Annotated in this window: 7 protein-coding genes; 3 read left to right on the forward strand and 4 right to left on the reverse strand. The window is 64.3% G+C overall.

Annotation, left to right across the window (positions count from 1 at the left end; all coding sequences use genetic code 11):
• A partial coding sequence (locus R3280_RS14600; protein WP_318999346.1) for an AEC family transporter occupies window positions 1-620 on the reverse strand: 620 nt, incomplete at its 3' end.
• A gap of 102 nt (window positions 621-722) precedes the next feature.
• Here R3280_RS14600 and R3280_RS14605 point away from each other — a divergent pair.
• Window positions 723-980 carry a hypothetical protein gene (locus R3280_RS14605; RefSeq protein WP_318999347.1) on the forward strand — a complete coding sequence of 86 codons (258 nt, stop codon included), beginning with the start codon at window positions 723-725 and terminating at the stop codon, window positions 978-980.
• A 3-nt stretch (window positions 981-983) separates the two neighbouring features.
• Here the strand turns inward: R3280_RS14605 and R3280_RS14610 are convergent, their stop codons facing one another.
• The 3 genes from R3280_RS14610 to R3280_RS14620 form a co-directional block, all read right to left on the reverse strand.
• Window positions 984-2,396 carry a fibronectin type III domain-containing protein gene (locus R3280_RS14610; protein WP_318999348.1) on the reverse strand — a complete coding sequence of 471 codons (1,413 nt, stop codon included), beginning with the start codon at window positions 2,394-2,396 and terminating at the stop codon, window positions 984-986.
• 347 nt (window positions 2,397-2,743) lie between these two features.
• Window positions 2,744-4,030, reverse strand: coding sequence for a glycerophosphodiester phosphodiesterase family protein (locus R3280_RS14615; RefSeq protein WP_413468788.1), 1,287 nt, complete (start codon window positions 4,028-4,030; stop codon window positions 2,744-2,746).
• Window positions 4,031-4,181: 151 nt separating this feature from the next.
• On the reverse strand, window positions 4,182-4,964 hold the full coding sequence (locus R3280_RS14620; protein ID WP_318999350.1) for a hypothetical protein: 783 nt from the start codon (window positions 4,962-4,964) through the stop codon (window positions 4,182-4,184).
• 511 nt (window positions 4,965-5,475) lie between these two features.
• Here R3280_RS14620 and R3280_RS14625 point away from each other — a divergent pair.
• Both R3280_RS14625 and R3280_RS14630 read left to right on the forward strand, forming a co-directional pair.
• Window positions 5,476-6,315, forward strand: coding sequence for a formate/nitrite transporter family protein (locus R3280_RS14625; protein WP_318999351.1), 840 nt, complete (start codon window positions 5,476-5,478; stop codon window positions 6,313-6,315).
• Between the two features lie 49 nt (window positions 6,316-6,364).
• Window positions 6,365-8,086, forward strand: coding sequence for a bifunctional protein-serine/threonine kinase/phosphatase (locus R3280_RS14630; protein ID WP_318999352.1), 1,722 nt, complete (start codon window positions 6,365-6,367; stop codon window positions 8,084-8,086).
• The last annotated feature ends 429 nt before the right edge of the window (window positions 8,087-8,515 follow it).

An 8,515-nucleotide genomic window follows, 5' to 3' on the forward strand; every position in this document is an offset into this window, starting at 1 on the left:
AACAGCAGCATCACCGGCAGTGTCATACCCGCCAGCAGTTCCACGGTCTGCAGCACCGCCACCGGGGCCGGCCAGCCGGTGGCCACCCAGGCCAGGCCAGCCAGCAGGGCGATGATGGAGGCGTTGGACAGAATCGTGCGCAACGAGAAGGCGCCCGACAGCAGCCAGACCCCCAGGGTGAAGTGGCTGACCTGCACCACGGTGGAAATCACTACCGCATGGATGAGTGCCGACTCCCCCAGCAGTGAATAGACCAGGGGAATGCCGAGATTGCCGGTATTGGGGTTCACCAGCATCGACAGGTAGCCGCGCACTTCCAGCCCCGCCAGCTTCAGCACCACCGCACCCGCCACCGCGGACAGCGCCAGTACCGCGACAATGGCCATCACCGTATCGGAAACGGTCCAGACGTCGGTCTCCATACCCAGCAGGGCGCTTAGGATCAGCGCCGGCAGGCCGATCAGTGTCACCAGCCGCGACAGCGCCGGCGCATCCAGCAGGCTGGTGGACCGGGCCAGGCCAAAACCCAGGGCGGCGCAGACAACAACGGGGAAAAGTGCGTTGAGATAGGCCAGAAACACAGGCAGGGCCTCTTCAATGGGGGACGAAAAGCCCGCCATTGTAGCCTTAGAGACGCCGCAGCGTCAGGGTCTGATTTGAGGCCGCGAGCGCTGGCACCTAATCTGGAATCAGGTGCGCGAAAAATCGGAGGCAAACCCACCATGAGTCACAGGTTATGCAGACATTGCGGTCACAGTGCCACCGAGAGCGTCAAGCGCTGCCCGGAGTGCGGCCGCCCCCTGGCGCCCAACTTTCCCAGGCGGACCGGCGCCCTGCTGGTGGTCGCGGCCGCCGCGGCCATTATCGTCACCGCGGTGATGGTGGTCATCCGGGACGACCCGGCGACCCCCAGCAACGGCACCACCACGGTGGAGCCACTGCCCACTCAGGAAGACCAGGACGGCAGCGGCGGTTACTGAGACCTACAACGTGATCTGTTTGTTGACCACCTCCGACAGGCGGCTGCGGTTGCCGTCGGTGTCGAGCGTGCGAATGGCGAAGTACCAGGTGCCGGGACTGAGCTGGTCCACCAGCAATTGATCCACCGACGCGTCGCCAATCGCCAGACTCTGATCCAGGGTATCGGCAGAGGTGCCGTAGACCACCTCGAAGCCGGCAATCTCCCCCATACTCAGGCTCTCGCCATTCTCCCGGGTCAGAGGCGCCGTCCAGCTCAGCAGTGCGGCGTCCGCCGGCACGAACGTCTCCGTTGTGGAGTCGGTGGCTGGCAGGTCGCCGGTGGTCGTGGTGCCGTCAGTCTCCGCGGTGACGGTGGTGTCTGTTTGCGAATCGGCACTATCGGCAGAGGTATCCCCGGTGCCCGGGGCCGGTTCGGTGCCAGTGCCGGCCGGGGTTTCGGTGGTGTCAACGCTGTCCACCAGTTCCACGCCTGTATCGGGAACCGTGTAGACATCGGCAATCGTCTTGAAGCGCTGCACATTGCGGTACTCCACCACCACCAGCTTCTGGCTGATCAGGCTGGAATCCACCACCTGCTGCAATTCGGCGGCCTGCAGGGCGGCCGCAGCCACCAGGTCCGCGAGGGCCAGGTTGGTTCCTGAACCCATGATGTCGATACGGCCGTCGGCCGCCACCTGCGCGGCCATGTCCGCAAGTACCTCGGCGATGCTGCTCCACTGACTGCTGTCGTTCACCAGTGCCAGGAAGGCGGCGTTGGTGATGGCCACCTGCAGGGCGTCGGCGGACACGTCCGAAAGCTCGTCCAGTCTGGTCAGGTCCGGCGGCGCCAGCAACAGGGCGCCCGGCGCCAGGCCGAACCACGCTTCCACCGACTGGTAGGCGGACGCCAGGGCCGCTGGCGACAGCCCGGTGGGCTCCCGCTCGGCCAGTGCCACGGCCAGGTGGGCCAGGGGTGTGAGATAGACGGTTTCACGCGCCAGGTCGCCGGCGCCCCGCAGAACAAAATCGCTGGCCAGGGTCAGGGGTTCGCCAAACGCCACCCCTGCTGTGCCGGGCTGGTCACAACGCGGCACCACGTCGCAGATCATTCGGGTGGCGGTATCGGCCCGTAGCTCCACCAGCGCCCACCCACTGGCGTTACCTCGCAGTTTCAGCTGATAGTGGCCGTCCTGACCGGTACGTACCGGCTTGGCCGCGAAACGATCCAGCTGGTACCGCCCATCCGCATCCGCCAGCAGCCGGTTTGCCGTCACCAGGCCGTCCTGGATGACGCCCTTCATGGCCGTGCCGGTCACGCGGACACCGGTTTCAGCGCTGCCGGCCTGGCTGCTGACATCGCTGGCCTCCTGGTCACCATCAAGGCCGCAACCGGAGAGCAGGGCCGCCATGGTGATGGTCAGCAGTCCCTGCTTCAACAATTTTTTGCCGTGATTTGACATGTTTTTGCACCAGATAATTGACACTGTGCAAAAACTATACGGCGACCGGCGAAGCACCGTTGCGCTCTGTTTCGCCGTTTTGAAGGGCCGAATCGCCAAGAAAATGACGCTTACAACCCGCCATCCGATGATACTTTCCGTAACGCCAGGCGGCTCCAACGAAAGGCCGTCAGGTACCTGTTTTTAAAGAACTTTCAAACATTCTGGCGAGAGAAGCCCGGGGTCGTGGGCAAGCAGCCCGGAGCTGGGAAGGCAGCAGCCGTTACAAATCAAAACAGCCCCGGACCGCGGCAAAACGACCGCCGGCCCCGGGGCCTTCGGGGTTACCGCTCGCCGGAGGGTTGTCCGCGTCCGGCCATACAGTGGGCATAGAAGGTTGTGGTGGCGGGCCAGTCGGAGAAGATACCGATGACGCCAACCTCACGGGCCAGCACATCGATCACCGTCAGGACATCCCCGTCGTTGTTGATGGCGTCGGTCACGGTCTGGTAGTACCAACCGCCGCCGTTCGCCAGCGGACCACTGCGCTCGACGGTCCAGGCGATCAGGTCCAGGCCCGCCTGACGGGCGTTGCGGGCGTACTCGGATGCCACGATGCGCTGATGGCCGTCCAATGCCAGCATTTTCCACAGCGCCGGTGCCAGCACCTGCACACCCTGGGACTTGAGACTTTCCATGTAGGCCAGGGAGCTGGTCTCCGGCGTCAGTTGCGACTCATCCAGGAAGACCGCCTGGCGGCCGAAGTCCGGGGTCTCGTTGACCCAGTAGAGCACGTCGTCAAGCCGGAACGACTGGGGCCAGACGTCCTCCGGGTCCACACCGGCGTCAATGTAGTCCTGGATCATCTGGCGGGCGTAGTCCTGCTGGCTGTACTCGCCCTCATAGGGCATGGCCACCACGGGCGTTTTCAGCTCGGGGGTGAACTTGACCCCCAGGGACCGGATCAGCTCGATACTCTCCTTGTGGCTCAGCAGAGTCCCGCGACTGGCGTAGAGGTCGGTTCGGAAGTCGGCGGTGCCCTCAAGGTATTCCTCAGGGGCGGTGGCCATGGGATTGAAGGCGTCCATCTTGCCCTCCAGAGTCTTGAATTCCGCCAGCGTCAGGTCGCTGGTCCGGCACTCTGCCTGGGCCTGGATACCATTGGCCGGGTCCGCCGGCACGAAAGGCTGGGTGCACTTGGCATTGAGCTCGGGGATGGTGACAATGTTGGTGGTGGTGTGCAGGTCGGCCTGGGAGTGGCGGCAGACCAGCTCCCGGTCCTTGGTAAAGGCGACATCACACTCAAGGATGCCGGCCCCCATCCGCGCCGCCGCCACATAGGACTCCAGGGTATGCTCGGGAAACTGCAGCGGCGCGCCGCGATGGCCGATGGAGAAGTCCGAAGGCCTGACGTTGTGGGTCCGGCAGGCCTGCAGCCGCTCTTTCAGTGGTCCTTCGTCCATGTCCGCCACCAGCCAGTAGGGCCGCGGGCCCAGCTCAACGTCCGGGGCGCCCCGATCCATCCGCTGCTGCAGTCTCTCCTGGATCTGCTTGAGTTTCTGCAGGCCGGGCGGAGTCCCGGCCTCCGACTGCCCCTGCGCCGCCAGTGCCAGCTCCGGGCTGGCGGCCATGACCAGTGCAACTGCCAGTGCCATGATTGCGTGCCATGCCATAATCATCTCCTTATGAAAAGAATGATACCGCAGGGAGAGTGTTACGGCGTTCAATGACCGGGGCGTGACGTTTTGTTGACCGGCCCGACCGGCAGGCCAGGCGGGGACTTCATAGATCCGACGGCAGGCTCGACAGCGCCAGGGCCTGTTTGGCCCGGTGGTATTCGTCCCGGTAGACGATGGCGCCCAGGGCCATCACCGCTTTTGTACTCATCCGTGTGAACGTCTTCCGGATGGCATCCGGCACCCCGGGGTTACGCCGCATGCTGACCATCTCTATAAACACCGACGTCATGGCCAGCAGGGCGTCCAGGCGGTTGTCCGTTACGCCGTCCACCATGACGGCGTTGGCCAGCCCCCGGGCGTCGGCCAGGATCACCGACTCGGCGGGGCTCAGGCCGTCGTCGTCGAACCCCAGCAGCAGGCGGTGGCGCTCGGTCCGCTTGCGGCGGAAGGCCTCCTGGACGGCAGGGTCCTGGCCACTGGCCTTCGGTTCGGTTCTGCTGAGCCCATGCAGGCGGAAATCCACTTCCCCCTCTGCCCGCTTGGCCTCAAAGGCTGCCCGCAGATCCTGGCGGGCCCTGTCGGCGGTAACCGAGCGGGCCTCCCGGGCCACCGCCTCGAAGGTCTCCTTCTCGATCACATCCAGCACCCGCCGGAGCTGGTGGACCGCCACCATCAGCGCTTCCCAGTCCGCCGGGGCAAGCGCATCGGGGTCCTCCGGTAGCCAGTTGGCCAGTCCCCGGGCGGTAAAAAACGCCTGCTCCACTTCGTGCTCATCCAGGGCGCCGGAGGCCACGACATTGGCGAGGCCGAAGTCCTCCAACTCGTCCACCAGACTCGGTGCCAGGATCAACAGATGATGCTTGAGCCCCACTGAAAGCTCGCCCATGGTTTGCCTCCCGTCGCCCCGGGGCCACGCCGCCAGCCGGACAACCCCTCCTACCTTCAGTTATAGACGAGCCCCGGCCGGGGCAACAGCCCGGCAGGCGAATGGGCGTCACTGCCACCGCCGCTGGTCGCGATCCAAGTTGAGGCACACCCGCTTCATCGGCGCCACCTGTGACCCAATACGGTGCAGTCACCAACGACTCCTGACGTCGGCAGGGACACGCCGATGGCATCGATGCGGCTTTAGAGACTTTATTTCAGCAAGTTAGCCAAACCGGCATGGGCCTTGCGTTGGTGGAACCCGAATACAGCGAATGATGATCGACGGCCGGCTCGCTAACGAGCCGGGCGGTTCCGGGACAACGGTGTCCAAAGCTCACCCGCATGGCGGGCGTGCTCTGGACACCGTTTTTTTATGCCTGACGCAACCGGATTGGCCGCCAGCCACCGCGCACAGGGCCGTGATTGCACTTGCGGTACTGAACACTTTCAATCAAGCACGAGGTAACACAATGTCTTATCTGGTTCCTTCGGAATTCGTCACCAAGATGGTGGACGCCGGTGAATCCAAGATTCACATGTCCACCCGGGACACCCTGATCCGCGCCTACATGGCCGGCGCCATCCTGGCTTTGGCGGCGGTTTTCGCCATCACCGTCGCAGTGGAGTCCGGCAGCTTCCTGGTGGGCGCCCTTCTGTTTCCCATCGGCTTCTGCATGCTCTACCTGATGGGGTTCGACCTGCTCACCGGGGTTTTCATGCTGACCCCGCTGGCCTTGCTGGACCGGCGTCCCGGCGTCACCCCCAAGGCCATTCTGAGGAACTGGGGCTGGGTATTCCTGGGCAATTTTGCCGGCGCCCTGACGGTGGCCTTCATGATGGCCTTTGTCTTTACCTACGGCTTCAACGTTGAGCCCGGCGCGGTGGCCGAGAAGATCGCCGGGGTGGGCGAGGCCCGCACCCTGGGTTACGCCGAGTATGGCGCCGCCGGCTGGATGACCATCTTCTTCCGGGGCATGCTGTGCAACTGGATGGTTTCCATGGGTGTGGTGGGTGCCATGATCTCCACCAACGTGGGCGGCAAAGTGCTGGCCATGTGGATGCCCATCATGCTGTTCTTCTTCATGGGCTTCGAGCACTCGGTGGTGAACATGTTCCTGTTCCCCTTCGGCATCATCGTCGGCGGCAACTTCTCGGTGATGGATTACTTCTTCTGGAACGAGATCCCCACCGTTCTGGGCAACCTGGTGGGCGGCCTGGCGTTCACCGGCCTGACCCTGTACACCACCCACGTGCGCACCGGCGCCAAGCGGCCGGTGAAGCAGCCCGCGGCCAAGCCCGTGTCCGCCTGATCAGGTCGCAGATTCAGGGCCGCCACCGGGTGGCGGCCCCTTTTACACCATGAAGCCACAATTGCGTGTATCCCTGGGCCAGTATTCCGACAAGGGCCGTAAACCCGTCAATCAGGACTGTCATGGCTGCCACCAGCCGGCCCAGCCCCAGCTACACCTCAAGGGCGTGGCCCTGGCCATGGCCGACGGCATCAGCTCCAGCGAGGTCAGCCACATCGCCAGCGAGACCGCGGTGCGCAGTGTGCTGGATGACTACTTCTGCACCTCCGAAGCCTGGTCCGTCAGGCATTCGGTCAACCGGGTGCTGACCGCCACCAATGCCTGGCTTTACAGCCAGACCTGCGGCAGCCCTTACCGCTACGACCGGGACCGGGGCTACGCCTGCACCCTCAGCGTGCTGGTACTGAAAGCCTCCACCGCCTATCTGTTCCACGCCGGCGACACCCGTATCTACCGGCTGCGGGACCAGGCTCTGGAACAGCTCACTCATGATCACCGCTTGTGGGTTTCACGGGAAAAGAGTTACCTGAGCCGGGCCCTGGGGGTGGACGCCATGGTGGAATTCGACCACCGGGCCCTGCCCCTGCAGGTGGAGGACCTGTTCATGCTGGCCACTGACGGGGTCTACGAGCATGTGGACGCCGCCGCCATCCTCGCCACCATCGACCGTTTTGCCGATGATCTGGACCAGGCCGCCCGCAGCATCGTGCAACAGGCCTACGACAATGGCAGTGGCGACAATCTGAGCCTGCAGCTGGTGAGGGTCGACGAGCTGTCCCGCAGTAGCGGCCAGGACCTGGCCCGGGAGATCGAGGACCTGCCCCTGCCGCCGGTGCTTGGCGCCGGCGCCGAGTTCGACGGTTACCGAATCGAGCGTGAACTGCACGCCAACAGCCGCAGTCATGTGTACCTGGCCACGGATCCGGACAGCGGTGAACGGGTGATCCTGAAAACCCCCTCCATCGACCTGGGGGAAGACCCGGCCTACCTGGAGCGTTTCCTGCTGGAAGAGTGGATTGCCCGGCGGGTGAACAATCCGCACGTGATGGCGGCAGGCCCCCGCAAGCGGCCGCGGGGCTACCTGTACACGGTCACCGAATACATCGAGGGCCAGACCCTGGCACAGTGGTTGAGGGACAACCCGGCGCCGGACATCGAGACCGTACGCCAGATGGTGGAGCAGATCGCTCGCGGTCTCTACGCCCTGCACCGGATGGACATACTGCACCAGGACCTGCGCCCCGAGAACGTCATGATCGAGGCGGGCGGCACCGTCAAACTGATCGATTTCGGCGCCGCCCGGGTGGCCGGCCTGGTGGAGGCGGAAGCACCGGACCAGAGCAACCCCCTGCCCGGCACGGCGCTTTACATGGCGCCGGAGTATTTCCTCGGCGAACCCGGCACCGAGGGCTCCGATCTCTACTCCCTGGCGGTGCGGACCTACCACATGCTCTCGGGCCGTTTCCCCTACGGCACCCAGGTGGCGAAGGCCCGTACCCTGGCGGCCCAGCGCCGGCTCAACTACCGGTCTGTGCTGCATGAAGAGCGGGAAATCCCGGCCTGGATCGACGAAACCCTGAAACAGGCGCTGCACCCCAACCCGGAGCGGCGCACCCGGGAGCTGTCCGAGTTCATTTATGACCTGCGCCACCCCAATCAGGCCTACCGCAACCGCACCCGGCCGCCGCTGATGGAGCGCAATCCTGTGGCTTTCTGGCAGGGAGTGTCGGCACTGCTGGCAGTGGCGGTGGTGGTTCTGCTCACGCGGTGATGGCGCTATTCGGCAGGGCAAAAAAAGAGGCTGCCCCAGAGCCGGTGGCAGCCTCTCCTACTGCTGTCTTCTTGGGAGTTCCCTGAGCTTGGCGTCCCTCTCCCTGCTCAGTCCCCGGTTCCGTTCGGGGATACCCTCCTGGCTCTATCCTTTCCCTGTCGTCCGTGACGTTTTACATACCGTAACATTACCCAGGGCCAAGTCAAGTGAAGCATCATTTCCTTTATTGCTTTACACGCCCGGGATGATCGTACCCTGTTTCAGGATCGTCGCCGGCGCCTACTTCAAAAAAGCCACCAGTGCCGCCAGCGCCTGCTCTGACTCCAGAATCCGGTTGTGGCCGAGTTTCCGGGTCTCCAGGAACCTGGCTTCCGGCCAGTGCACGGCCAGGCTCTGACCTTCCTGGACCGGGACCTGGCGATCATGACG

It is taken from the genome of Marinobacter sp. (assembly GCF_033722195.1).
Lineage (GTDB): Bacteria > Pseudomonadota > Gammaproteobacteria > Pseudomonadales > Oleiphilaceae > Marinobacter.

Excerpts from the sequence above, each read along its gene's own strand:
- R3280_RS14605 (WP_318999347.1), top strand. The coding sequence starts at position 723 with ATGAGTCACAGGTTATGCAGACATTGCGGTCACAGTGCCACCGAGAGC.
- R3280_RS14615 (WP_413468788.1), bottom strand. The coding sequence starts at position 4,030 with ATGGCCGCCAGCCCGGAGCTGGCACTGGCGGCGCAGGGGCAGTCGGAG.
- R3280_RS14620 (WP_318999350.1), bottom strand. The coding sequence starts at position 4,964 with ATGGGCGAGCTTTCAGTGGGGCTCAAGCATCATCTGTTGATCCTGGCA.
- R3280_RS14625 (WP_318999351.1), top strand. The coding sequence starts at position 5,476 with ATGTCTTATCTGGTTCCTTCGGAATTCGTCACCAAGATGGTGGACGCC.
- R3280_RS14630 (WP_318999352.1), top strand. The coding sequence starts at position 6,365 with ATGAAGCCACAATTGCGTGTATCCCTGGGCCAGTATTCCGACAAGGGC.